This window comes from Streptomyces kryoterrae (genome assembly GCF_054072135.1).
This window is the reverse complement of sequence record NZ_CM133358.1, coordinates 5466964-5488500: the sequence shown is the minus strand read 5'-3', so window position 1 is coordinate 5488500 and position 21537 is coordinate 5466964. Positions and strand designations below refer to the sequence as shown.

The window sequence follows — 21537 nt, the reverse complement described above, 5'->3', positions numbered from 1 at the left end:
TGAGGTGGCGATCCTTGACAGGGTATCGGGGCGGGGTGGTGGGCTGACGCCTCAGCCTCGTTCATGATCGGCCGGGTTTGCGGTCACCGTTGCTGGTCTCGGTGCCTGCGTCGGCATAGGTGGGGTCTTCTTGGCAGCGGGCGGCGCTGGTGGCGTTCTGGACGAGGAGGAAGCCGAGGACGACGAGGCTCTGTGCTTCGGCACCGGAGTGGTGCCAATGATTTGCCCGCGGTGGTTCGTGCCGAACATGAGTTTCGATGGGCCGATCACCGTCGCCCTTCAAGGTGACTTCGCCAAGGCGAGGCTGGAAGGATCCGCCCCAGGAATCAGCCGAGCAGCGCGGTTGCTTCGACCTCGACGAGCACATCCGGCTCGAAGAGGGAGTCGACACCGATGAGGGAGGCGGGCGGCATGGGAAGCCGGAGCCCGATCTCTTTGGCGACGGCCTCCACGCCGGCCATGAAGTCGCCGATCTTCTCCGGGCCCCACCGGGTCACGTAGAACGTCAGGCGCAGCACATCCGCGAACGACGCGCCCGCGCCCGCCAGCCCGACGGAGGTGTTGCGCAGCGCCTGGGCGACCTGCCCGGCCAGATCGCCGGGCGCGACCGGAGTCCCGTCGGCCCGGCGCGCGATCTGGCCGCTGACGTGGACATGCTTCGTTCCGGTGCCCACAGCGACGTGGTGGTACGGGACCGGCTGCAGCATGCCTTCGGGCGTGAAGTGCTGAACAGTCATGGCTATGTCTCCTTTGAACTAGGTATTCCTAAGCTACCTAGTAGAAGAAGGACACTTCAACGAGACCAGGTTTCGCCATGGATACCGACGACGACCTCCGCATCGACTCCTCGCACCGCGAACTGCTCGACCAGATCCTCGACAAGTGGTCGCTCAGCGTCCTCAACGAGCTCTGCGAACGGCCGTGCCGCTTCAACGAACTGCGCCGAGCCGTCCCCCAGGTCACACAGAAGTCACTGACCGCGACACTTCGACGACTCGAACGGAACGGCGTGATCGAGCGCGAGGTCGTCTCCACCCGCCCGGTGGCGGTCAGATATCGAATCACACCACTGGGCAAGACCCTTCGATCTCCCGTCGACGCACTGCTGGCGTGGACCTCGGAGAACATGCCCGCCATCACACGAGCACGCGACACCTACGACACGCGGGGAGAAGAAGCAGGCCCCTGATCTCCCTCCCCAGCCTCGGCCGGGCGCCGGGGCGGGGGACAGGGCTCGGCGTCGTCGCATGACGTCCGTTTGGTGATCACGTGAGTCCGAGGAGCGCGAGCGGTCGGCGTGGATCGCGGGCAATGCGGCGGGGGCTGGCTGCGGTGTTGGTGCCGCCGGCCAGTCTCGATGGCCACGTTGCGCCAAGTGGCCATGGCGCGCGGCGCGTTGCCGGTTCGCAGCTGGGAGGCGATTTCCACGAAGGTGGTGTCGCGGACGTGGTGCAGGGCCTCTACTTTCCAGTATTCGCGGATCAGCGTGGTGATCTGGGCGGATGTGGCCTGTTCGGCAGCCAGGCTGGTGACGGCGTAGACGGGTCGTGATGGTGGTCTTGCGGTCCGTGCGGCGGCGCTTGACCTGGATGGCCTGGCGGGTGCCGGGGAAGAACAGGTTGTTCACGGTGGCGACCGGCGGCGTTCGGTGTCGGCGTGATCCGGACGGGGCGGGTTCGACGAGGACGATGATGCCGGCGATCAGGAGCAGCGGCGGACCGGTGGTGCTGGTGGGAGGGCAGCGAGCGTGAACACGGCGGGAAAGGAGGCGCTACCGCTCCGCAGTCCAGTCCAACAGGTAACTCAGCTGACCTGCAACGACGCCCTATGCGTTCCGAAAAACCGGGAGAGGCGTTCCCGGGCCCAGGTGAGGCGATCCTCTGACCTGCGGCCAAGCAATTTTCCGCAAGGCCCCTCTCCGGCCCGAGTTGTTCGGCCGCCGCCGCTGAACCCTCCTCCGTGCGCTCCTGCAATGGCGCCCTTCCGGCCGGCGCTCACTTCCAGGGCTCGGCAACTCCTCAGCCACCAAGAGGGGCTCCCGGCAACTCCGATCGGACGGCGTGCCCATAGCGTGCCCGTAAGACCGGTCAACCACGGTCAACAGCGGTGCGATCCTGCACCTTCGGGCGCCACGCCCGGCTACATATGCCCAGGTCAGAAGCTATCCGGCTACCCAAGCGCCGTAGCTTCCCAAGCTGAGAGTGCGAGTTCGATTCTCGTCACCCGCTCCATATCGAACCCCTAGGTCATAGACCCGGGGGTTCTTTGTTGTCTAGACCGGTGGGCTGGCGCCCACACCACAACCGCACCCTTAGCTTTCGGCGGCCTCCTCTTCTCGGAGAACTGGCCCGCGCGAACCGTCGCCTCCTTGAGGGTGGCGCCACCACGGGTACAGGGTGTGACCGGTGTGACCGGTGTGACGAAGATCGTAGAAGCGGAAGGCGGCCCCTTTCGGTGGCTCACTGAGGCCGACGAGCGCGATCGACAACTCAAGCGCACCATGAACCCAGGCAGCACAGAGGAGGGCGCGACATGGGCAGACAACACCGCGCTCAAGAACCGCAGTCATGGGGTCCACGCAACTCACAGGAGTCCGCGCCAGCGCCGAACGCCTGGCCGGCACCGCCGCAGGGCTCCCCGCCGCACAGTCCCTATCCGGGCGAAACGACGCCCCGGCCGAAGAAGCGACGCCGCGTCTTCCTGTGGCTCTTCCTAACCGTCCAGATCCTGTTTCTGATCTGGGTGATCGCGGGCGCCGCGAGCGGCAGCGGCACACCGGAAGAGTGCCGAGGCCTGACGGGTGACGCCTTGAAGCTGTGCGACGACGCGAATGACGTCGGAACCACAATCGGGGTGGGACTCATCATCGGCCTGTGGGCGGCCGTCGATGTCATCCTTGGCTTCACATACGTGGTCTACCGACTCGCCGGACGACGCACCTGAGACGAGGTCTCCCGATCTGCGGGAAGCAGCACATCAGCGACTTGCAGGGCTTGACCGGACACGTCGTACGCGTCAACCAGGACAAGATATTCCCCTCGTTACGACGGCCAGGCATCGGCGACCACGAAGGAGACCACCGTTCCGCCGAAGCGACTGGGCCCGGAGTGCCACGACTCCGCGATCGAGTCGACGAGAAGCAACCCGCGCCCGTGCGCGTCGTTGGCGTCGGGGCGCCGGAGCCGTACGTTGGCAGGGAAGCCCGGGTTGTGCACCTCGACCCGCAGCGAGGCCTCCTCCCGGAACCACTCCACCCGCACGACCCAGGGGTCATCAGCTTGTCCGTAGCAGATTGCGTTGGTGACCAGTTCCGAGATCATCAGCTCGCAGTCCTCGACCGAGCAGGCAGGGCTGTACGGAGCGATGAACTTCCGGAACCAGCGTCGGGCTCGGGGGACGGACTCCGGGGTCGGATTCAGGGTCATCGCTCCGAGCCTCGGTGAGTCCTCAGAGGGGTAGCGGTCGATCCTGTAAGCCATCCGCACTCACTCCTTGCCGCTGCCGTCATAGTCGAGGCAGCGCCGCTTCGATGTGGCACGGGTGCGGTCGGCGGCGCGGCAAGCGCCAAGGACGTACGCGAACCGACACGCTCCCAGTCGCGCCCCCGGCAACTCCGACAAGGTAGATGCGCTCCTTGGTCCGGCCGCTGACTCGTCACTCCGTGCCTTCTTCCGATCAAGTGGCCTTAGCCACTTACTGGATAGTGGCATTAGCCACTTGTGGCGCGCAAGCAGATCGCCGAGAAGACCAACCATCAGGTGAGCGGGTACCCCTGTTCGAACGCCCAGCGGTGCGGCGGGTAGGTCGCCTCGGCGAACTCCAACGGCCGGTCCTGAAGGTCGAAGACGACGTGATGCACGATCAAGACAGCCGCGCCCGACTCAAGCTGGAGGTCCGCCACCTCCTCGTCGGTCGCCTGCCGGGCACACATGCGGTCTTCGGCGTAACTCCCCTGTCGTCCCGTCATGTTCTCGACGTACATCAGGGTGCCCTCCTGGATCCGTTCCGGTTCCAGGAGCTTGGGCGCCCTCTGCCCGACGTCCGGCGCGAACCACGACGTCGACAGCGTGATCGGCCCGTCCTGGTCGTTGGTCACACGACGCCGATGCACGGCCCGACGGTCCTTGACCAGGCCCAACGCCTCGGCAACGTGATCCGGGGCATCCAGCCACCCGGCCGACGTGATCACCGCGTACTCACCGGGCGTGTAGATCTTCCCGGTCTGCCGGGCCCGCCAATACAACTCCCGTGCCCGCCGGTTCACTTCCAGACTGCGGACGTACGTGCCTGACCCCTGCCGCTTCTCGACGAGCCCCTGATGACTCAGCGCCTCCAACGACCGCGCCGCCGTCGGCCGGGAAACCTTCCAAACCGCCGCCAACTGTCGCTCCGAGGGAACCTCGTCCCCCGGCCGAAGGTCGCCCCGAAGGATCTGATCACGGATGAAGTGCGCGATCTGCAGGTACTTCGGCTGCGCCTCCTCAATCTGAGGCATGTCTCCTCCTCGCCCAAGTGGCTATAGCCTCTAGCCACTATAGGGTGATCGGTCAACGAGCCGCCCCGTACCCTTGGACCCATGACGCGGTTGATCGTCGCAGCAGGCGGCGGGGGCGACGCAGTCGCCGCCGCAATGCTTGACGCCGCCCTGTACGGCGACAGCGAGCCAGCCATGATCCTCACGTACGCGTGGGACCGCCTGCTGATCGACCCCGTACCCGGCCCGCGAGGACCTGACGACTTCACCGGCCTCGAACCGCTCACCCCGGCCGTCTGGACAGTGCCGGCAAAAGCCCGCCCGATCGCACCGGCAGGTTCCACGCTCCCTCGACTAGCGGCAGAACTCCCCCACACATTCGCCCTGATCGACCCGGGGCAGGGCGTCGAGGGCGTCACTCGCCAACTCGAAGAGCTGGTCACCCTCTTGCAGCCGACCTCCATCGATCTCCTGGACGTCGGTGGCGACGTGTTGGCCCGAGGCGACGAACCGACGCTGAAGAGCCCACTCGCCGACTCCCTGACACTGGCAGCATGCGGCCAAGTGAACGCCCCCATACGCCTGTTGGTCGCGGGCCCCGGCCTCGACGGCGAACTGTCACACGAAGACCTGCAAGGCATGCTCGGCCCACGCGTCCACACCTTCACTGCTGAGGACGCCGAGCCGATCAGCCCGGTCCTGGAATGGCACCCCTCAGAGGCAACAGGCATGCTCGCGGCAACAGCCCGAGGCGTACGCGGCACGTGCGAGGTCCGAGACGCCGGACTTCCCATCCCGCTCACCGACGGCAGTCCGACCGTCCACGAGGTCGACCTGGACAAGGCGTTGAACCGCAACGAGTTGGCCCGCGCCATCATGTCGACCACCACCCTGGACCAGGTGGAAGCACTGAGCCGCGAGGTCTGCGGCTTCTCGGAGATCGACTACGAACGCAACAAGGCCCTCTGGCTCAAGGATCAACGACCAGCGAACCTCGACGCCGAAACGGTGCTGATCCAGCTCGCCCAGTTCGAGGCGGAAGCCCAAAACCGCGGAATCACTCACACGACGTTCCGCCACCTCACCGAGGTCCTGAACCTCAACGGATTACAGCGCAATGACCTGCGCCGACTACTCATCAACAACCGACCGGAGCAGTACACCGCGCCCCTTTGGAGCATGGCCTCTCTCGATTCCGGCGCCCGGACAGTCACTTGAGCGCGTTCTCCAGCGACTTCGGGCTCGACACCGTCCGAGACGCGGCAGGTACCGGGACCGAAGTTGACGTTGCCGTGCACCTACTCGACGGCACTGTCAGGCTATCGATCCTCTGGACACAGGAAGTCCTGCTGTCCGCCGATGACGCCGAGCAGGTAGCCCAGGCCCTTCAGCGCGCCGCGGAACAGGCTCGCAACATCACCGCCGACAACAGGCCCGGCAGCACGACGAGTCAGCCCTGCACCACTGAGGGTTCAGAGTGGCCCCCGGACGGGTGACGGCGGGACCGTAAGCAACGGACAGGGTCCCCGTGCCGTTGAGAGAGGTGTCTAGGTCTCAACTCTCCAGCTCAGGAACCCTGTTGGTCCCGTATCCTGCCGCACTCGACCTGCCACACGCACTCGTGGAGTGGGTGACGATGCTGATCGTCACCCGTGAGGGTGACCGGCGCTGCAAACTCCGGCCGTCCGAGCGTGCGGTGATCGCTCTGGCATACCTGCGCCGGCACGACCCCCTGGCTCAGCTCGCCGCAGGCTTCCGTATCTCCGTCGGCACCGCCCACGCGTACGTCACCACCGTCGTCGAGCACCTGGCCGACATGGCGCCGGGCCTGCTGAAGGTCCTGCGCGAGACAGACCCCGACTACGTTCTCGTGGACGGCACGCTCGCCGAGTGCGACGCGTCGGCGACGGGCGCGCAGACTATTCGACGAAGCACAAGCGGCACGGTGTGAACGTGCAGGTCATCACGGACCCGGCCGGTCGCACACTGTGGCTCTCACCCGCCCTGCCCGGCCGCACACACGACCTGACCGCCGCCCGCACCCACAAGATCATCAGGATCTGCGAGCGCCAAGGCGTCCCCATTCTCGCCGACATGGCCTACATCGGCGCGGGCGAGTGGGGCACCACCCCCAAACGCCGACCGCCCCAAGGCGAACTCACCACGACCGAGCGGACGGTCAACCGGGCGCTGTCCGCCGCTCGCGTACCCGTCGAACGAGGAATCGCCCGCCTCAAATCCTGGCGAATCTTCCGCAGAGCCCGATGCAGCCCAAACCGCATGACGTCAATCGCCAAGGCCGTCCTCACCCTGGAGCGGCACCGCTGAAAACCCTCATTCAGCGCCGTTCGCTGCCGTTCAGGTGAGACCTCACATAATGCCCGCGCCACCATCCAACTGCCCGTGAACGCGGGTGAACGCCCGGACACTCACCCCGCCACCCCACCACCACAGTTGGAAAGCGTGCGTCTCCGATCTCCGTGGGGAGCGCTCGTCGTCAGAGCGTGGTGAGATCGCGGCGTCGGCAACCCCGAGCGGAACGCGGCTGCCTATGCTTGCTCTCCGGCAGCGAGAGGAGCCTCTATGGAGCTGGCACCATCGAGATGGGGGCGTATAGCCAACAGCAGCTTGGGCGTGATCCCAGCCGCCATGAGCATCATCTACGAGGCTCAGGCCACCGCCGTGTACCCGCGGCTGACGGCCTGCTTGGTCCTGTTCGTCTCTGTGATCATCGCTGTCCGGGGATACCGGCTCAGTGTCTCGTGCAAAGACACGGAGCTGACAGTTCGAGGCTATCTGCGGACGCGAACCACCCCTCGAAGCAGCATCACAGAGATCACCGATTTCCCAGCTGTCCGCTGGACCGATTCGGGCGGGCGCGGGCGCTGGTCACCCCTGTGGGTCTTCCACATCGGCCCTCATGAAACCGCCCGGATGACGGCAGCCAAGCACCGGAACCTCGCGGCGCTGCGCCGGTGGCTACGGCCTCGCAAGCGGCGGTGACCAACCTGCCGGTAGACCGTCTCGAAGAATGCCCCCGCAGCGACCGATGTCTGTAGAGCTACGGATCAGAAGGCCGTCCGGCTGCACACCCACAAGTACAGACGGGCCAGCTACCTTTGGCCCGTGACAGACAGAGGCAGATGGATCGGCGCGGCAGCCTGGTTTGCCGTGTGGTGGGGCCTGGCAACGGCCGTGTTTCGCCTCTTCGGCCTGGTCATCGGCGACCTCAAGAGCTGGACTACGTGTGCCGGAATGGCCGCCGCTTCCGTCGTGACCGGAGATCTGTCGGAGCGCTGGCACCGACGCCGGCGAAGGACGAAGTCCCAGACGTTTCCCAGCACCGCGCCAGAGGCAGGCTGCACCACAAGCGCACCAGATCCGGCGGGGAACAGCGGGGAATCACGGTGAAAGCAGCCGTGTCCGACGATGCTGCCCCTCAACCGTTCGCGCAGGTCAGACCCTGAACCAACCGCAAATACCCGCAGCTTCCCAAGCTGAGAGTGCGAGTTCGATTCTCGTCACCCGCTCCAGAGAGAAACCCCAGGTCAGCGGCCTGAAGTTTGTTTGTTGTCTAGTCCAATTCGGGGGGTGCATGCCCTCTGCGTGCCCCAAGTCGAGGTAAGGCGACCGCATCGGCGCATTTTGGTTGCCACTCCGGACACCTCGCCCCCCAGGCGCCTCGAATGGCGAGACGCATTTCGTGTGACCTGTAACACTATTGCGAGTGGAGCTTGCGAAGTCACTTACGCAAAGCACCAGTTCACGGCGCATGCTCTGGCGGCCTGCGGGGTACTGTGCGCTCTTCGTGTTCGTCGTGTGTGTTCGTGGCGTGCCAGCGCTGCCGCTCTCGTGTCCGTGGCGTGCACGAGTGCCGCGTCGGGTGACTCAGCGGTGGGCGGCGCGGTTCATCTCGACGACGTCGTCGACGGTGGGGTTGGCCGGGAGGGCGGCGAAGCGTGCCGGGAGGCTGTCGCGGATGGCCGCGTCCTTGACGCGGTCGGCCGCGGCCAGGGCCGCCGGCAGTTCGTCGAGGGTCAGCTCGGTGCAGTAGGCGGGGCTGTTCGGCTGCTGGCGCCAGGAGTCGGCCAGCGTGCCGGTGTCGTAGGGGTCGAAGCCGGTGTCGTCCACCAGGCTCATGGCCACCTTCCGTGCCTCCTCGGAGTCGCCGGCGACGGGGATGGCGAGGCGGCCGGGCGTTCCGGCCGGGACGCCCTTGGTCCACTGGGTCTCGGCCAGCGCGGCGTTCCACGCCTTGACCACGGGGCGGCCGAGCAGCTCGGCGGTGTACACGCTCTCCACCTGGCCGTTGTCCACCGCCTCGATCGGCTCGCTGAGCATGCCGGGGTAGTAGTTCGCGGTGTCGATGACCACCGTCTCGTCGGGCACCGAGGCGAACAGGTCCGCCAGCTGGCCCGCCACCCCGAACGGTATCGACAGGACGATGACGTCCCGGCCCTGGACGGCGGCGTCGGAGAGGTCCACCGCGCGGGCCCCGGACTCCAGCACCTCCGCCCGGACGGCCTCGGGGCCGCGCGCGTCGGCCACCTGGACGTCGTGACCGGCCGTGCTGAGCTTGGCAGCGAGGTTCCCGCCGATGGCGCCGGCGCCTATGACAGTAATTTTCATGATTTGTTCCTCAGGAGGTTGTGCCGCCCCTGGGGGCAGCACGATGTGGCGGATGGGTGGTAGTGCCCCGTGGCGTTGCGGGGGGCCGAGCGGGGTGCCTGGCGATCTACGCCGAGGTGTCCCGCTCGCGGTAGCCGCTCGCGATGAGCGTGCGGAGCCGGTCGAGCGACTCCTCCTCGGTACCGGTGCCCTTGATCCAGGCAACGGAACAGGCCGCGAGGAACAGGTCGTGCCCCCGCACCGACGCGCGCACGCGCCCCACGAGCTGCGCGGCTCGCACGTACTGATCGGTGGTGGCGATGAGGGTGTCGCAGGGAATGGTGAGCGGGTTGTCCGGCTCCTGCGCCCGGGCTGCGGCCATGAGCGGGTCGGGCAGACCGCTGTAGGCGCTGAGGTACTCCTCGATCGCCCGCAGCCACTGCTCCAGCGCCTCGGCCGGGTCGCCGAGTTGCTCGATGTCCGCCTGGCGGGCCACGAGTTCCTCGGAGCGGGTCTGCAGCACGGCCGCCAGCAGTGCCTCCCGGGTGGGGAAGTGCCGGTACAGGGTGCCGGGCCCGACGCCCGCCTCCTTGGCCACCGCCTCCAGGGAGGTGCCGACTCCGTGCTGCAGGAAGTGACGCTGCGCGGTCTCCAGAAGGGCCGCGCGGTTGCGCTGAACGTCAGCGCGGGGCTTGCGTCCCCGCTGTTCACCGGCGCTCATGCGCCCTCCTGCCTGCCGTGATCCTGCGACCGCATCAAAACGGATGCTGCCTCCGCACTTGCTTCAAGAGTAAAACGGAGGCAGCGTCCGGTCAAATCGGCGGCCTGAGCGCGGAGCCCCGACATCGCAGGGGGTCGACATATTCGGCCGTAGATCGCGTGGCGAAAGCCGTGCGGGCTGCACCATTCCAGGGTGCCCATGTCCGGCCCCTCCCGCGCCGAGCCCGGCCCGGTCCCCGGTCCAGGACGTCAGGGGGTGAGCTGTTGGTGTCCGATGACGGAGAGCAGTTCGAGTTTGGTGTGGCTCTCCGTGCCGGGGCGGGTGGTCAGCACCACCAGGGTCTGGGCGCGGTTCTCGGTGAACAGGAGCTGGGCGTCGACCTCGATGCGACCGAGTTCGGGATGGAGAATGGTCTTGCAGTCGTCGTAGCTTTGCGCGACTTCCTGGAGTTCCCAGTAGCGGACGAACTCGGGGCTGTGTTCCTGGAGTTCGGCGAGGATCCGGGCGGCTCGGGGGGTGTCGCTGCCGGCTGTCAGCGCGGCCCGCAGGCGTGCCGCATGGGCGCGGCCGTGGTGTTCGTGGACCTCCTCCGGATACACCAGACGCTCGGCCGGGTCCATGAACCAGCGGTAGTAGCCGCTACTGGCCAGACCGGTGTGCCTGGTCTGGTCGCCGAGCAGCGCGACGGCCAGCGGGTTCATCGCGAGGGTGTCGAGCAGGTCGGTCTGCACCAGGGCCGGGGAGTCGTCCAGGCGGTCCAGGACCCGCATCAGGGTCGGGCTGACATGCTCGGAGCGATGGAAGCGGGCCGGGGCGTTGTGGCCGATGAGGACGAAGAGATGGTCGCGTTCGTCCAGCGTCAGTCGCAGAGCCCGGGCGAGAGCCGTGGTGATCTGGACGGACGGCTGCGGGGCACGCTGCTGTTCCAGCCGGGCGTAGTAGTCGGTGGACATGCCGGCGAGCTGCGCGACCTCCTCGCGGCGCAGCCCCTGCGTACGCCTGCGCGCCCCCTCGGCCAGCCCGACGTCGCGGGGCCGCAGCGCCTCACGCCGATGGCGCAGGAATTCCGCCAGTTCCTTCTTGTCCATGCCGTCCATCCTCGCCGGATCCCGCCCGGCTATCCAGAGACCGCCGATCCATGGCTAAGCCCTCCCGCGCGAAGCCGCTCACACGGCCGACGCGAGGGCGCGCGCAGCGAGACGACCCAGCCGGTCACCTGCCCCCGCGTGACCCGCTGGGAGATTCACCGGCTGTCGGCGGTACGCCGCAGGCCGTCGGCATGGAAGGCGGCCCGTCGCGACGGTCTCCGTCGAGAACGCCTGACGCTTTGGACGGGACCCGGGACCCCGGGCCTCGTCGCCCGGCCCGGCCGATACGACGAGGTTCGTCGTGTGACGGCGCTCGCGTGCTGTTGTCTCCCGTCGGAAACAACAGGTCGGTCAGCTGCCGCTGAGCATGGCGAGGACGTCGTCGTAGGAGCCGTTGGCCTGCGCGTCGCGGAGGAAACTGGCGCGCTCCACGACCAGCTCCTTCGCGTCGGGCTTCTCCCGCAGCAGGCCGAGAACCTCGGTGAGGAAGTCGTCCAGCGGCATGGCGTGTTCGCTGTCCTGCTGGCCCAGCAGGGTCGTGCGCACGCCCGGCGGGACCATCTCGATCACCTGGACGCCGGCGTCGGCGCCGGCGAGCTGGATGCGCAGGCTCTCGGAGAAGGAGTGCAGCGCGGCCTTGGTCGCGCTGTAGGTCGGGGTGCTCTGATACGGGACGAACGCCAGCGCGGAGGTGACGTTCATGACGACCGCGTCGTCCTTGCCCATCAGCAGCGGCAGGAAGGCGTACGTCATCCGGATCGTGCCGAGCAGGTTGACGGTGACGTGGTCCTCGGCGACCGGGAGTCCGGCCGGGTCGAGGAGGTTCTCCCGCAGCATGATGCCGGCGTTGTTGACGAGGACGTTCAGCTCGGGGTGGCTCGCCGCCACGGTCTCGCGGGCCCGGGCGATCGAGTCGGGGTCGGCGACGTCGAGGACGAGCGCGTCGATGCCCGGGTGCTCGGCCGTGATCTCGTCGAGGAGTTCCTTGCGCCGGCCGGCGACGATCACCTTGTTGCCGGCCTCGTGCAGACGCACGGCCAGACCGAGGCCGATGCCCGAGGTTCCGCCGGTGATCAGGATCGTGTTGCCGGTCATCTTCATGGGGGTCCTGCTCCTTCGGTACGGCGGGCCGGTGAGCGCCTACGGCCTTGACCGTAGGGGCGCCCGCGCAGGGGCGGGAGAGGACGGCTTATCCATGGATCGGCGGTCTCCGCCTGGTGGAGTGGTCCCACCGAGCGGATCCGGTGCCGCTTCGGCGTCGCGGCCTCCGAGGCCGGCCCTGGACGCGCCCACACTGGCTTCCCCTTGCCTGCTCACGTGACATCGCGGGGGGGCTTCGCACCATGTCTGACCAGCGGGCGCCTTCGGGGGATGTGGGGGGGTGCCTGGTCAGAGACGACCCGCGAGGCGCGCCCCTTCCCCGCGGGTCACGTATACGCCGTCGAGGGACGACTGCCCTCGACGACGGACCCGGCTACTTGTCGGCGCCCACATTGGCGGTGTCCGACTCGGCCTGCGGCGCCGTGGTGGTGCGGGAGTGCAGGACCTTGCGGGCCTGTTCGGTGTCGAAGTCGTTCTCCGACTTGCCGATCACGATCGCGGCGACGGCGTTGCCGAGGACGGCGGCCAGGACGACCTGGAACCACAGCTCCCGTATGAGACGGCTCAGCCGTGACCGCTGCGGGCGGCCGGCCACGGTGGTGGTGCTTGTCATCATTGGTGCTCCTTTGCCCGACGATCGTGTGTAGCCCTGTCCCGTGGGGGTGCGGGGGACGCGACACGGCTCGGGCGCCCCCGCTCTCGTGTGCGCCGCCCGCCACAGGGCGGGCGCGTCCGCGGTGGGGTGGCGGTCAGCTGTGCAGGGCGCGCAGCACCTTGTGGAAGGCGGCCTTGCTCTCGAAGCCGATGCCGAGGGTGTCGGTCAGGCCGACGCGGCTCTTCTCGACGACGGCGTCGTCGGCGAAGCCGCCGGTGGGCTGGAACTCGCCCGGGTAGGACTCGTTGCCGCCGAGCTTGAGGGCGGCGGCGATGTGCAGGGAGAACTGGTGCCCGCCATGCGGGATGCAGCGGCGCGATGACCAGCCGTGCTGACGGAGCATGTCCTGGATGCGCAGGTACTCCACCAGACCGTAGGAGAGCGCGGGGTCGACCTGGATGGTGTCGCGGTCGGGGCGCAGGCCGCCGTAGCGGATCAGGTTGCGGGCGTCCTGGAGGGAGAAGAGGTTCTCGCCGGTGGCGATGGAGCCGGTGTAGTGCTCGGCGACGGTGGCGTTGAGGTGGTAGTCGAGCGGGTCGCCGATCTCCTCGTACCAGAACAGCCCGTAGGGCTCGATGGCCCGCCCGTACTCCAGGGCCGTGTTGAGGTCGAAGCGGCCGTTGACGTCGACGGCCAGCCGGGAGCCGTCGACGTCCAGGACGTCGATGACGGCCTCGATACGACGCAGGTCCTCCGCCAGGTCGGCGCCGCCGATCTTCATCTTGACGACGTCGTAGCCCAGGTCGAGGAAACCGCGCATCTCGTCCTGAAGGTCGGTGAGGGTCTTGCCCGGGGCGTAGTAGCCGCCGGCGGCGTAGACGAAGACGGAGTCGTCGGGCCGCCCGTCGCCGTAGCGCTCGGACAGATACCGGTACAGCGGCTTGCCCTCGATGTCCGGGCTGGTCGTGGTGCGGGCGGCGGCGTCGCGGAGCCTGCTGCCGCCGTCTCGCGGGCGAGGAAGGAGCCGAGTTCGCCGATGGTGCTCATGAGGGGGCGGAGAAGACGACGGTGGTGTTCTTGTCCACGTCGATCTCCACCAGGCTCTGGAGGTTGCGGAGTTGGAGGGCCAGGGGATGGTCCATCATGATGTCCGACGCGTCTCCGAGGGCCGCTGCGGCCAGCGACTTACCCGCGGCGTTGATGATCTTCGCTCGCTTCTCGCGCTCGGCCTCGGCCTGGCGGGCCATCGCCCGCTTCATGCTGTCGAGGGGACGCGACGCCCGACACGTCCGTGGCCTCACCTCTCGCAGAGGGGCGTACGGCAGAACAGGCAGGGTGAGCTGCGGCATCAGCACTCGCCCCCGCCCGCCTCGAACCGATCCTGGTCCTGCCCTGCTCTTTCGCTGTCGCTGTCGCTGTTCGAGGGGGATTACCTCGCTGTCGAACGCGCGAAAATCTATGTCGACCGGAGTAGACATTCGGTGGTGGGTCTGGTTATGGTTTCTCTCGTAGCCCAGAGAGACAGCAGGGCCCGACAGACACGAACTGCCGGGCAGCAGTACATGCAGTTGCAGTACACGCAGTTCATGCGGTTGTAGTTCGCTGGACGGTGCGGTGGTGGAGTTTCGAAGCCAGGGTTGTTGCAGGACGGCGACGGGGCTGACGACCGGACCGGGTGGCCCGCAGTGATCAGGGGCCGCCGTGAGCAGTACACGTAAGTGCGGTTCGCGGTACTCAGCAGTGAAGTCGGTGAGTGGTACCTCGGTGAAGGCGTCGGCTGCGGGCGCGCGCACCGGGAGGTTCGGCAGTGGGGTTCCAAGCCAGAGCAGACGCAGGACGGGCGACGGGGCTGGCTGCCGAAAGCAGTACGCGGTACCAGCAGTTCGCATCACCAGCAGTACGCAGTACCCGCTCAGTAGGCAAGTGACTGATCCCAGAGGGGAAACGGAGGAGCCGAGCGCCATCAGGATCGCCCGGGCGGAAGTCCTGAGCCCGGGTACCGCAGGACATCGATAGTGAGGTGGTCTCCGGTCGAGCAACCGCGATCCCGGCAGCCCCGACAGCATCCAGGTCGGGTCGGCGGAAACAAAAGGCCGGCGCAGTACCAGGGCCGGCAGATGGTGTAGCAGTTCCTTCGGGGCCCTGGTGCCAATGGCACCAGGGCCCCTCCACGCGTTCCACAGAGAGGTGAGATGACCGCAGACGACTCCTACGGCCGACTCGACGACGACGACTACCCCGCCTACACCATGGGCCGGGCTGCCGAACTGCTCGGCACCACCCAAAGCTTCCTGCGCGCCATCGGCGAAGCCCGCCTCATCACCCCGCTGCGCTCCGCCGGCGGACACCGCCGCTACTCCCGCTACCAGCTGCGCATCGCCGCCCGCGCCCGCGAACTCGTCGACCACGGGACCCCCATCGAGGCCGCCTGCCGCATCGTCATCCTCGAAGACCAGCTCGAAGAAGCCCAGCGCATCAACACCGAATCCCGCCGCGCAGCCGGCACACCGGAACTGACGACCACAGCCTGAGACGGCTGAGCCCGGCGCGCTCAGACCCGGCCGTCGGCGCCGTACGGGGCGTACAGGTCGAGCAGCCGGGTCCGGGCCGAGCGGAGGCGGTGGGCGAGCACGTCACCTACCCACTGGGCGATGGTGCTGCCGATGGAGGGGTCTTCCTGGCACATCAGCCGGACTGCCGTGGCGTCGAACTCGTACGCCCGCACCGGAGTCGTCGCTTCGGCGCCCAGGTGCCAGGCGTGCGGGCTGAACAGCCAGGACACACCGACGAGTTCGTTGTGCCGGAGGGTCTCGATGACGGCCGCGCGGCGGCCCGGCACATGCATGTCGAGCTGGACCGTGCCCGTGCGGATGATCCAGAACCGGTCGGCCCGGCCGCCCTCCTCGAACAGCCGCGTCCCTTGCGGGAACGAGACCTCGTGGGCGAAGCGCATGAGCCGCAGCCGATGCTCGGCAGGCAGCGCGCGCGGCAAGCTGGGTGTGGGGGCGGTGGTCATGGCGTGCCTCCCGACGGGACGTGGGAACTGTCAGGACCAGCGTGTGCCCGGCGCCCGGCGGCAGCCCATGGGCCACCCGGTCCATCGGCCGGGCCACTCGGCTCCGAGCACGGGACTTCCGGCATGCTGTGGCGTCGGCACCTTGGCTGTTCCATGAGTACGTGAGACGACCCACTCGATGGAGGGGCGAGCTGTGAGTACCTGCCTCGCTGCCTCCCGCCCTCTGAAGGTCGTCGGCGGATCGGGCTGCACCCCCGCCGACCTGCGCCGGGGGACTTCCCCGAGGAGTTGACGGGTCCCAAGGCCGAGGCCGCCGCCCGGTTCGTCGAACGGACCGGGGCACCGGCCGCGATCGGTGCCCTGGACGCGGCGTACGAGATCGTCCACGGCAGGTCGGGCACGCTCGTCCGCCCGGACCCGCCCGCCGTGCGACGGCCGCCGGCCGAAGGGCCGTTTGGGCGCCGCCAAGTACGAGGCCCTCGGCGTTCCGTTCTCGCTGCGCGACACCCCCGTCCCCACTCCCGAGCTGGTCGAACGGGTGCGTGAACAGTTCCGGGCGCACGGCCTGAGGGCCTACTGAGCGCGGCACCAGGTACGGCGAGCACAGCGGTTCATCGACTGCCACCTCATCCACGCCGTCGCCCTGATCGCGCCGGCCTCCGTCTCCGCCGGCGACTCCCTCGGCCTCGGCAGGCTCGGGGTGAAGCTCCCGCCGGGCCGCCGCATCCGTCGGCCGCGGTGATCGTGGGAGAGGCCGCGGGCTCGTCGGTGGGCCCGCCGCGCCGGACACGTGCCAGGGCCGTTCGGTCCCCGTCAGGGACCTGCGGCCCCTGCCGGGCGACTCGGCCGAGGACGAGGCTCTGATCAGGACCCCCGATCCGAGAGGTGGGCATCATGCCCCGCACCGTCACCGTCGGCCTCGACGGTTCAGCCGAGAGCCGCGCGGCGGCCGAGTGGGCCGCCCGCGAGGCGCAGCTGCTCGGCCTGCCACTGAAGCTGGTCCAGGTCTGGGAGCCGGTGCCGCCGCCCATGGCGCAGGCACCGCTGCTCGGCGCCGAGACGCAGCAGTACTGGGCCGAGAGGATTCCGCGCGAGACGAGCGAAGGGATCCGGCTGCGCCATCCCGGCCTCGACGTGACCAGCGAACAGTTGTCCGGTCGGCCCGCCGACGTACTGGTGGGCGCCACGAAGGACGCGGAGCTGCTCGTTCTCGGCTCCCGCGCGCTGGGCGGGATCGGCGGGTTCCTGGTCGGCTCGGTCGGGCTGTCCGTCGTGGCGCATGCCGACCAGCCGGTGGTGCTCGTCCGCGCCGGGGAACAGGCCGCCGACGAACACGAGACGGATCCGGTCGGCATTCCGTCCGCGGCATCCGCGTTCCGGCCCGTCGTCCTCGGTCTCGACATCGAGAGCCCCGACGACGGACTGATCGCCTTCGCGTTCGCCGCCGCCGCCCGCCGCGGCACCTCCCTGCGCGTCGTGCACGGCTGGAACCCGCCCACCTACTACGCCTACGGCCCGTCCGCCGACCTCGAACTGCACGGAGCCCTGGCGCTGCGCGAATCCACCGCCCTCACCGAGGTGCTGCGCCCGTGGACCGAGAAGTTCCCGGCGACCGAGGTCACCGAGGAGTGCCACTACGGCAGCCCCGGCAACCACCTCGTCGACGCCTCCCACAAGGCCTCCCTGGTCGTCGTCGGCCGTCGCCGCCGCCGCGGCCCGCTCGGCGCCCACATCGGCTCCGTCACCCACGCCGTCCTGCACCACTCCACCGCCCCCGTCGCCGTCGTCTCCCACGGCTGACCCATCACCCATCAGCCATCACCCATCCCACAAGGAGCAGCAATCATGAAGGCAGCGGTTGTCCGAGCCTTCGGCGAACCCCTGGTCATCGAGGAACGCCCCGACCCCGAGCCCGGCCCCGGCCAGGTCCGCGTGCGCGTCGAGGCGTCCGGGCTGTGCCACACCGACATCCACGCCGCCCACGGCGACTGGCCGCTCAAGCCGACCCCGCCCTTCGTCCCCGGCCACGAGGGCGTCGGACTCGTCGAGAAGCTCGGCGACGGCGTCACCCACCTGTCCGTCGGGCAGCGGGTGGCCGTGCCATGGCTCGGCTGGGCCTGCGGCCGGTGCGAGCACTGCCTGACCGGCTGGGAGACGCTGTGCGAGCAGCAGATCAACACCGGCTACGGCTGCGACGGCGGGCACGCCGAGAAGATGCTGGCCTGGGCGGACTTCGCCCAGCCGGTGCCCGACGGTGTGAACGCCGTGGACGCCGCCCCGCTGGCCTGCGCCGGGGTGACCACGTACAAGGCGCTCAAGGTCGCCGGTGTGCGGCCCGCGCAGCTCGTCGCGATCTCCGGGATCGGCGGGCTCGGCCACCTGGCGGTGCAGTACGCGAAGATCGCCGGGGCGACCGTCGCCGCGATCGACGTCACCGACGAGAAACTCGAACTGGCCACCGAACTCGGCGCGGACCTCGTCATCGACGCCCGTAAGGACGACGTCGGCCAGGTCCTCAGGCAGCACGGCGGAGCGCATGCCGCGATCGCGCTGGCCGTGAACGAGGTCGCGTTCGCGGCCGTCAACTCGGGCCTGCGGCGCGGCGGGAAGCTCGTCATGGTGGCGCTGCCCGCGCACGGCACGATCCAGGTCCCGATCTTCGACACCGTACTGAACGGCACCTCGGTGATCGGCTCGATCGTCGGCACCCGGCAGGACCTCGCCGAGGTCCTCCAACTGCACGCGGCCGGACAGACCAAGGTCATCTGCGAGACCCGGCCGCTGGCCGCCGTCAACGAGTCCATCGACGAGGTGCTGCGCGGCGAGGTCAAGGCCCGGATCGTCTTCGACCTCGGTACGGGACGGTGAGGACGATGGACCTCCCGATCGTCGTCGGAGTCGACGGCTCCGAGCCCAGCCTGCGGGCCGTCGACTGGGCGGCCGACGAGGCCGTACTGCACGGGCTGCCGCTGCGGGTGGTGTACGCGTCGCTGTGGGAACGGTACGAGGGCACCTCGCTCGCCCAGGGCGTCGGCAAGCCGTCCGAGCAGGTGCTGGCCGAGGACATCGTGGCGACCGCCGCCCTGCGCGCCCGCCGGCGTCGGCCCGACCTGAAGGTCTCCACCGACGTGCTGCCCGAGGAACCCGAGTACGCGCTGGTGCGGGAGAGCCGCGGCGCCACGCTGCTGGTGACGGGCAGCCGTGGCCGCAGCGGCCTCGCCGAGGCGCTGCTGGGCTCCGTGAGCCTCACCGCGGCCGGGCACGCGCAGTGCCCGATGATCGTGATCCGCGGCAACCACGACAACCAGGCCCGGACCGCGACGCACGGCCGCGTCGTCGTGGGCGTCGGAGAGAAACCGGCGGGCTCGGCGGCCGTGCGCTTCGCCTTCGAGGAGGCGCGGCGACGCGGGGTGCCGCTGGACGCCGTACGGGCCTGGCGGTGGCCCGCGCACGAGAGCACCGACCATCCCCTGCTCACCGGAGAACCCGCCCGGCTGCACGAGCAGCAGGCGGTGGAGACCCTGGAAACAGCGCTCCAGGACGCCCCCACCGACGTCGAGTCACACCGCCGCACGGCCGAAGGCCACACCCGGACCGTGCTCGTGGACGCCTCACGGGACGCCGACCTCCTGGTCATCGGAGCCAGGCGCCGCCCCGGGCACCACGGGCTCCAGCTGGGCCGGGTGACCCACGGAGTACTGCACCACTCCGCCTGCCCGGTCGTCATCGTGCCCGAGCGGGGATGAGCCGGCCGAGCGCCGGGGCACGGCGGCTTCTCGCAGCGGGACCCCGGCTTCGTCGCCCCGGTTCCCGACAAGAGCTCCGAGGTCGTGCGCGTCCGCTCGCCGGATGTGCGGTGCGAACCCGGCGCGACCGGGACTCCTGACGCGTACCGGCAGCCGAGATCCCGCCCCCCTCCCTCCCCGTCCCCTTCCCCGCGTCGCAAGCCGAACGGCCCTGTCCCAAAGGGCCGTTCGGCTTTCTGACGGGTCCTCATGGCTCCTGCCCCTCGGGCCGGCGGACGACGAGCATCGTCGGTGGAGGCACTCCGGCCCGGATCGTCGGGCGGCGCCCCGGTCCGCGGCGGACCTGTTCTCGGCGCCTCCTGCCTCAGGCACACACGCCCTGGGCACACCTTGAGCGTGCGGAAGGGAAGCAGGCCCATGACTCTCCCACACGTGGTCGTCGGAGTGGACGGCTCACTGGTCTCCGTAAGGGCGTTGGACCAGGCCGCGGAGGAAGCGGCACGGCGCGGCATCGCGCTGCGCGTGGTGTACGCCGTGCCCGGCCGCCACGATCGACGGTGAGCCGTGAACTCACCACTCTGCCCGCCACGGCGCGGCACGGTCACGAGGACGACTAGAGTCAGCATGCCTGTCCCCTACCCAGCGGCGTGCCGGGGTTCGGCTGGGGCTGCGGGGTGGGAGAAGCTCCTGTGAGTGATCAGGACCGGGGTAGCCGGAAGATGCTGGCCGGTCTGCTGGCGTCGAGCCAGCTGATACCCCTTGAGTGGCTGCCGGCGAAGACGGCCGAGCACGCGGCGTCCGCGGGTTTCACCCAGGCACTGATCTATCTGGCGGACCTGCAGCGCGAGGTGCTGCAACTGCTGACCGGCCACGGGCTGGACGCCGCGGGTGACGCCGGCGCCGAGGAGAGCGGGATCAGGATCGAGGGCACGCTGCCGGGCCGGGCATACCAGTACGGGCAGATACTGCGCGGTGGCCGCTCGGATCCCGGAGAACAGCAGTGGTGGGTGCCGTTGCTCAACGGCACCGAGCGCCTGGGCGTACTGCGTCTCTCCACGCGAGCCGATGACGCCCGCACGCGGGAGGACATGGAACTGCTCGCCTCCCTGATCGCGCTGATCATCGTCAGCAAACGGCAGAGCAGTGACTCCTACGCCCGGCTGATGCGCACCGGACCGCTGAACATCGCCGCCGAGATGCAGTGGCATCTGATGCCGCCTCCCACCTACTCCGACAGCCGCGTGGCGATCTCCGCCGCGATGGAGCCGGCGCACCACATCAGTGGCGACGCCTACGACTACGCCACCGCCGGCCCGGTGGTGCACGTATCGATCTTCGACGCGATGGGGCACGACACCGCCGCCGGCCTGACCGCGGCCCTGGCGATGGGTACCTGCCGCAACACACGCCGCCAGGGCGGGAGCCTGCTGGACATCGGCGAAGCGATCGAGGACGCGCTGATCAAGCAGTACCACCACACGCGATACGTCACCGGCATCCTGGCCGATCTCGACACGGACACCGGAGTCCTGACATGGGTCAACCGGGGCCACATGCCGCCGGTGCTCATTCGAGCGGGCCGTTCGAGCAGCCAGTTGAGCTGCAAACCCGCACACCCGATGGGCACCGACCTGGGGCTGGAAGCCACGATGTGCCGGGAACAGCTGGAACCCGGTGACCGCATCGTGTTCTACACCGACGGCATCACCGAAGCCCGTGGCAGCGGCGACACCGAACTCGGTGTGGAACGCTTCACCGACTTCCTGATCCGCCACCATGCCGACGGACTCCCCGTCCCCGAAACGCTGCGCCGTCTCATCCACGCACTCCGCGACTACCACGACGGCCAACTTCAGGACGATGCCACCATCCTGATCTGCGAATGGCTCGGCCCCACCGACACCCCCACGGCACCCGGGACGGGCAGCACCTGAAACGGCCCGGTCGCACCGTGTACGACGCCGCCCGCGACCACCCGGCCTCCGCCGAGGCCGCTCAGGGCCCGTCGCACGGCATCCTCCGCATGTCGACGGCGCTCATCGTCTCCCGCGACGTCATGGCGACCCGGCGTTCCGCGTCTTCGACCCGGCCCTGACCCGGGCGAACGGAACCCTGGTCAAGGTCTTCGGCCGGTACGACAACGCGTGGGGCCGCACCAACCTGCTCCTCGACCTCACAGCGCCGGCCC

General features: G+C 68.9%; 22 protein-coding genes and 4 pseudogenes. 15 read left to right on the top strand and 11 right to left on the bottom strand.

Annotation, left to right across the window (positions count from 1 at the left end; all coding sequences use genetic code 11):
• Positions 1-326 precede the first annotated feature (326 nt).
• Positions 327-737 carry a RidA family protein gene (locus tag ACW4TU_RS24085; RefSeq protein WP_457416821.1) on the bottom strand — a complete coding sequence of 137 codons (411 nt, stop codon included), beginning with the start codon at positions 735-737 and terminating at the stop codon, positions 327-329.
• A gap of 77 nt (positions 738-814) precedes the next feature.
• On the opposite strand from ACW4TU_RS24085, the gene ACW4TU_RS24080 reads away from it, so the two are divergent.
• Both ACW4TU_RS24080 and ACW4TU_RS24075 read left to right on the top strand, forming a co-directional pair.
• Entirely contained in the window at positions 815-1189 is a 375-nt protein-coding gene (locus tag ACW4TU_RS24080) for a winged helix-turn-helix transcriptional regulator (RefSeq protein ID WP_457416819.1), read from the top strand.
• Between the two features lie 1343 nt (positions 1190-2532).
• Entirely contained in the window at positions 2533-2943 is a 411-nt protein-coding gene (locus tag ACW4TU_RS24075; protein ID WP_457416817.1) for a hypothetical protein, read from the top strand.
• Between the two features lie 98 nt (positions 2944-3041).
• Here the strand turns inward: ACW4TU_RS24075 and ACW4TU_RS24070 are convergent, their stop codons facing one another.
• Together ACW4TU_RS24070 and ACW4TU_RS24065 are read right to left on the bottom strand one after the other, a co-directional pair.
• Positions 3042-3479, bottom strand: coding sequence for an ATP-binding protein (locus tag ACW4TU_RS24070; protein WP_457416815.1), 438 nt, complete (start codon positions 3477-3479; stop codon positions 3042-3044).
• A 275-nt stretch (positions 3480-3754) separates the two neighbouring features.
• On the bottom strand, positions 3755-4495 hold the full coding sequence (locus ACW4TU_RS24065; protein WP_457416813.1) for a GntR family transcriptional regulator: 741 nt from the start codon (positions 4493-4495) through the stop codon (positions 3755-3757).
• A gap of 81 nt (positions 4496-4576) precedes the next feature.
• Between ACW4TU_RS24065 and ACW4TU_RS24060 the strand changes: the two genes are divergently transcribed.
• The 4 genes and pseudogenes from ACW4TU_RS24060 (at position 4577) to ACW4TU_RS24045 (ending at position 7477) form a co-directional block, all read left to right on the top strand.
• A complete protein-coding gene (locus tag ACW4TU_RS24060) occupies positions 4577-5692 on the top strand; it encodes a DUF1152 domain-containing protein (protein ID WP_457416811.1) in 1116 nt (371 codons plus the stop codon).
• The gene (locus ACW4TU_RS24055; RefSeq protein WP_457416809.1) at positions 5689-5970 is read left to right on the top strand and encodes a hypothetical protein; all 282 of its coding nucleotides are present in this window, start codon (positions 5689-5691) and stop codon (positions 5968-5970) included. Before ACW4TU_RS24060 ends, ACW4TU_RS24055 begins: the two co-directional genes overlap by 4 nt.
• Positions 5971-6053: 83 nt before the next feature.
• Positions 6054-6802: pseudogene (locus ACW4TU_RS24050) on the top strand (transposase).
• A gap of 321 nt (positions 6803-7123) precedes the next feature.
• Positions 7124-7477, top strand: coding sequence for a hypothetical protein (locus ACW4TU_RS24045; protein ID WP_457416807.1), 354 nt, complete (start codon positions 7124-7126; stop codon positions 7475-7477).
• Positions 7478-8362: 885 nt separating this feature from the next.
• On the opposite strand, the gene ACW4TU_RS24040 is transcribed toward ACW4TU_RS24045, so the two are convergent.
• The 7 genes from ACW4TU_RS24040 to ACW4TU_RS24010 form a co-directional block, all read right to left on the bottom strand.
• Entirely contained in the window at positions 8363-9103 is a 741-nt protein-coding gene (locus ACW4TU_RS24040; RefSeq protein ID WP_457416805.1) for an NADPH-dependent F420 reductase, read from the bottom strand.
• A 106-nt stretch (positions 9104-9209) separates the two neighbouring features.
• Positions 9210-9803 carry a TetR/AcrR family transcriptional regulator gene (locus tag ACW4TU_RS24035; protein WP_457416803.1) on the bottom strand — a complete coding sequence of 198 codons (594 nt, stop codon included), beginning with the start codon at positions 9801-9803 and terminating at the stop codon, positions 9210-9212.
• Between the two features lie 248 nt (positions 9804-10051).
• Positions 10052-10891 (bottom strand): helix-turn-helix transcriptional regulator, encoded by an 840-nt coding sequence (locus ACW4TU_RS24030; protein ID WP_457416801.1) that lies wholly within the window; start codon positions 10889-10891, stop codon positions 10052-10054.
• 351 nt (positions 10892-11242) lie between these two features.
• Positions 11243-11992, bottom strand: coding sequence for an SDR family oxidoreductase (locus ACW4TU_RS24025; protein WP_457416799.1), 750 nt, complete (start codon positions 11990-11992; stop codon positions 11243-11245).
• A 373-nt stretch (positions 11993-12365) separates the two neighbouring features.
• A complete protein-coding gene (locus tag ACW4TU_RS24020; RefSeq protein ID WP_457416797.1) occupies positions 12366-12608 on the bottom strand; it encodes a hypothetical protein in 243 nt (80 codons plus the stop codon).
• Between the two features lie 133 nt (positions 12609-12741).
• Positions 12742-13407: an enolase C-terminal domain-like protein gene (locus tag ACW4TU_RS24015; RefSeq protein ID WP_457416795.1), complete on the bottom strand. Its 666-nt coding sequence runs from the start codon at positions 13405-13407 to the stop codon at positions 12742-12744.
• 223 nt (positions 13408-13630) lie between these two features.
• A complete protein-coding gene (locus tag ACW4TU_RS24010) occupies positions 13631-13846 on the bottom strand; it encodes an SPFH domain-containing protein (protein ID WP_457416793.1) in 216 nt (71 codons plus the stop codon).
• A 933-nt stretch (positions 13847-14779) separates the two neighbouring features.
• Between ACW4TU_RS24010 and ACW4TU_RS24005 the strand changes: the two genes are divergently transcribed.
• Positions 14780-15118 (top strand): helix-turn-helix domain-containing protein, encoded by a 339-nt coding sequence (locus ACW4TU_RS24005; protein ID WP_457416791.1) that lies wholly within the window; start codon positions 14780-14782, stop codon positions 15116-15118.
• A gap of 20 nt (positions 15119-15138) precedes the next feature.
• Here ACW4TU_RS24005 and ACW4TU_RS24000 read toward each other — a convergent pair whose 3' ends face one another.
• The gene (locus ACW4TU_RS24000; protein ID WP_457416789.1) at positions 15139-15603 is read right to left on the bottom strand and encodes a Crp/Fnr family transcriptional regulator; all 465 of its coding nucleotides are present in this window, start codon (positions 15601-15603) and stop codon (positions 15139-15141) included.
• A gap of 250 nt (positions 15604-15853) precedes the next feature.
• Here ACW4TU_RS24000 and ACW4TU_RS23995 point away from each other — a divergent pair.
• The 8 genes and pseudogenes from ACW4TU_RS23995 to ACW4TU_RS23960 all read left to right on the top strand — a co-directional run.
• A pseudogene (locus ACW4TU_RS23995) lies at positions 15854-16020 on the top strand (carbamate kinase); the annotation flags it as partial.
• A 25-nt stretch (positions 16021-16045) separates the two neighbouring features.
• Positions 16046-16183, top strand: a pseudogene (locus ACW4TU_RS23990) (pyruvate formate-lyase-activating protein); the annotation flags it as partial.
• Positions 16184-16497: 314 nt separating this feature from the next.
• Positions 16498-17403 (top strand): universal stress protein, encoded by a 906-nt coding sequence (locus ACW4TU_RS23985; protein WP_457416787.1) that lies wholly within the window; start codon positions 16498-16500, stop codon positions 17401-17403.
• A 45-nt stretch (positions 17404-17448) separates the two neighbouring features.
• Entirely contained in the window at positions 17449-18471 is a 1023-nt protein-coding gene (locus ACW4TU_RS23980) for a zinc-dependent alcohol dehydrogenase (protein ID WP_457416785.1), read from the top strand.
• Between the two features lie 5 nt (positions 18472-18476).
• Positions 18477-19349, top strand: coding sequence for a universal stress protein (locus ACW4TU_RS23975; RefSeq protein WP_457416783.1), 873 nt, complete (start codon positions 18477-18479; stop codon positions 19347-19349).
• A gap of 417 nt (positions 19350-19766) precedes the next feature.
• Positions 19767-19901, top strand: a pseudogene (locus ACW4TU_RS23970) (universal stress protein); the annotation flags it as partial.
• A 167-nt stretch (positions 19902-20068) separates the two neighbouring features.
• Positions 20069-21283, top strand: coding sequence for a PP2C family protein-serine/threonine phosphatase (locus ACW4TU_RS23965; protein WP_457430272.1), 1215 nt, complete (start codon positions 20069-20071; stop codon positions 21281-21283).
• Positions 21284-21300: 17 nt separating this feature from the next.
• Complete coding sequence (locus ACW4TU_RS23960) at positions 21301-21444, top strand: hypothetical protein (RefSeq protein ID WP_457416782.1); 144 nt, start codon at positions 21301-21303, stop codon at positions 21442-21444.
• Positions 21445-21537: the final 93 nt, after the last annotated feature.

What these genes read in the sequence shown, in the direction of transcription:
- ACW4TU_RS24060 (WP_457416811.1), top strand. Translation starts at nt 4,577, where the DNA reads ATGACGCGGTTGATCGTCGCAGCAGGCGGCGGGGGCGACGCAGTCGCC.
- ACW4TU_RS24010 (WP_457416793.1), bottom strand. Translation starts at nt 13,846, where the DNA reads ATGAAGCGGGCGATGGCCCGCCAGGCCGAGGCCGAGCGCGAGAAGCGA.
- ACW4TU_RS24040 (WP_457416805.1), bottom strand. Translation starts at nt 9,103, where the DNA reads ATGAAAATTACTGTCATAGGCGCCGGCGCCATCGGCGGGAACCTCGCT.
- ACW4TU_RS24080 (WP_457416819.1), top strand. Translation starts at nt 815, where the DNA reads ATGGATACCGACGACGACCTCCGCATCGACTCCTCGCACCGCGAACTG.
- ACW4TU_RS24005 (WP_457416791.1), top strand. Translation starts at nt 14,780, where the DNA reads ATGACCGCAGACGACTCCTACGGCCGACTCGACGACGACGACTACCCC.
- ACW4TU_RS24015 (WP_457416795.1), bottom strand. Translation starts at nt 13,407, where the DNA reads ATGCGCGGTTTCCTCGACCTGGGCTACGACGTCGTCAAGATGAAGATC.
- ACW4TU_RS24075 (WP_457416817.1), top strand. Translation starts at nt 2,533, where the DNA reads ATGGGCAGACAACACCGCGCTCAAGAACCGCAGTCATGGGGTCCACGC.
- ACW4TU_RS24025 (WP_457416799.1), bottom strand. Translation starts at nt 11,992, where the DNA reads ATGAAGATGACCGGCAACACGATCCTGATCACCGGCGGAACCTCGGGC.
- ACW4TU_RS24045 (WP_457416807.1), top strand. Translation starts at nt 7,124, where the DNA reads ATGAGCATCATCTACGAGGCTCAGGCCACCGCCGTGTACCCGCGGCTG.
- ACW4TU_RS23965 (WP_457430272.1), top strand. Translation starts at nt 20,069, where the DNA reads ATGCTGGCCGGTCTGCTGGCGTCGAGCCAGCTGATACCCCTTGAGTGG.
- ACW4TU_RS23975 (WP_457416783.1), top strand. Translation starts at nt 18,477, where the DNA reads ATGGACCTCCCGATCGTCGTCGGAGTCGACGGCTCCGAGCCCAGCCTG.
- ACW4TU_RS24035 (WP_457416803.1), bottom strand. Translation starts at nt 9,803, where the DNA reads ATGAGCGCCGGTGAACAGCGGGGACGCAAGCCCCGCGCTGACGTTCAG.
- ACW4TU_RS24030 (WP_457416801.1), bottom strand. Translation starts at nt 10,891, where the DNA reads ATGGACAAGAAGGAACTGGCGGAATTCCTGCGCCATCGGCGTGAGGCG.
- ACW4TU_RS24065 (WP_457416813.1), bottom strand. Translation starts at nt 4,495, where the DNA reads ATGCCTCAGATTGAGGAGGCGCAGCCGAAGTACCTGCAGATCGCGCAC.
- ACW4TU_RS24085 (WP_457416821.1), bottom strand. Translation starts at nt 737, where the DNA reads ATGACTGTTCAGCACTTCACGCCCGAAGGCATGCTGCAGCCGGTCCCG.
- ACW4TU_RS23985 (WP_457416787.1), top strand. Translation starts at nt 16,498, where the DNA reads ATGCCCCGCACCGTCACCGTCGGCCTCGACGGTTCAGCCGAGAGCCGC.
- ACW4TU_RS23980 (WP_457416785.1), top strand. Translation starts at nt 17,449, where the DNA reads ATGAAGGCAGCGGTTGTCCGAGCCTTCGGCGAACCCCTGGTCATCGAG.
- ACW4TU_RS24000 (WP_457416789.1), bottom strand. Translation starts at nt 15,603, where the DNA reads ATGACCACCGCCCCCACACCCAGCTTGCCGCGCGCGCTGCCTGCCGAG.
- ACW4TU_RS24070 (WP_457416815.1), bottom strand. Translation starts at nt 3,479, where the DNA reads ATGGCTTACAGGATCGACCGCTACCCCTCTGAGGACTCACCGAGGCTC.
- ACW4TU_RS24020 (WP_457416797.1), bottom strand. Translation starts at nt 12,608, where the DNA reads ATGATGACAAGCACCACCACCGTGGCCGGCCGCCCGCAGCGGTCACGG.